Source organism: Gallicola sp. Sow4_E12 (genome assembly GCF_052116305.1).
Classification (GTDB): Bacteria; Bacillota; Clostridia; order Tissierellales; family Peptoniphilaceae; genus JBQKLI01.
On record NZ_JBQKLI010000044.1, the window covers coordinates 1 to 1,474 of the forward strand.

At 32.2% G+C, this 1,474-nt stretch carries 1 protein-coding gene; it reads right to left on the reverse strand.

What is annotated here, in order from left to right; genetic code table 11:
- Positions 1–187: 187 nt before the first annotated feature.
- Entirely contained in the window at positions 188–1,357 is a 1,170-nt protein-coding gene (locus tag ACTQ46_RS11055; protein WP_441749880.1) for an IS256 family transposase, read from the reverse strand.
- Positions 1,358–1,474: the final 117 nt, after the last annotated feature.

Genomic DNA, 1,474 nt, shown 5'->3' on the forward strand with positions numbered 1-1,474 from the left:
GGGTCTGTAAATAATTTTGTGTATCAACCTAAATCCTGAGTAAGGGTAAGGGTTGATACATTTTTTATGTATCAATATATGTCCATTCCTATAGGAATGGAGCTTGTCTTAATTTTACACAACTTTAATAAACTGTCAAATTTTCATGAAAATTTACAGCAAATTTCACACTTGATTTTTTACTTATTTAAAACCTCCCTTCAAAAAATATTGATAGTTGTGATAGGATTTGATCCCAACCACGTATCCTGTAGGTCCACTTGCTAGAAGCATCTACCATTGCTAGATATAGGCTTTTTTGTAGAGCGTAGTCATTTGGGAATATGGTCTTGTTTTTAGTAACTTTTCTTAGTTGCCTATTGAAGTTTTCCATGGCATTTGTAGTATATACTAGTTTTCTTATCCCTTCTGGATATTTAAAGTATGTGGATAGTTCTGTCCAGTTGTTTTTCCATGAGCTTACACACATAGGATATTTTTTATCCCATTTTTCTTCAAAGATGCCTAGATTTGTTAGGGCTAAGTCTTCTGTTGGTGCTTTGTATATTGCTTTTAAGTCTTTCATTAATTCTTTTATGTCTTTGTAGGATACATATTTTGTTGAGTTTCTTATTTGATGGATTATGCATTTTTGGATTTCTGCTTTTGGATATACTGCTTCTATGGCTTGCGTGAATCCAGGTAGGTTGTCTGTTGATATTATTAGTATATCATCAAGACCTCTTTCTTTTAGCTGGTTTAATACTAAAAGCCAATATTTGCTTGATTCATTTTCTCCTACCCACATTCCTAGTATTTCTTTAAAACCTTCAAGATTGTAGCCTAAGGCAATGTATACTGCTTTTTTGACTACTATATTGTTTTCTCTTACATGGTAATGTATAGCGTCTAAAAATACCATAGGGTAGACTTTTTCTAATGGTCTATTTTGCCACTCTTCTATGGTTGGTAGTATTTTGTTGGTTATTTTACTTACCATTGTTTCAGATATGCCAAATCCATAAATATCTTTGATGTGAGTTGATATATCTCTTGTGCTCATACCTTTTGCGTACATTGATATTATCTGGTTTTCTATGTTAGATATATCTTTTTCGTATTTTTTTAATGCTTGTGGTTCAAAGGATCCTTCTCTATCTCTCGGAATATTTAAATCTATATTTCCATAGGATGATTTAACAGTTTTTTTACTTGATCCGTTTCTTGTATTGAGTGATAATGGTTTTTCACCGTATTCGTAGTCTAAATGCTCATCTAGTTCTGCCTTTAAAAGTTCTTCCATAGTGTCTCCTAGAAGTTCTTTTAATGCTTCTTGAATATCTTGTGCGCTTTGAGGTTGATATTCTTCAATTAACATTTTAGCTATTTTACTTCCTCTTGATTCGGGTCTTTTTCTTGGCATAAAAAATTCCTCCTGATTAGTTTTTCTTTACCCTAATCAGGAGGTTCTATACACAAAATATTACACAGTCTC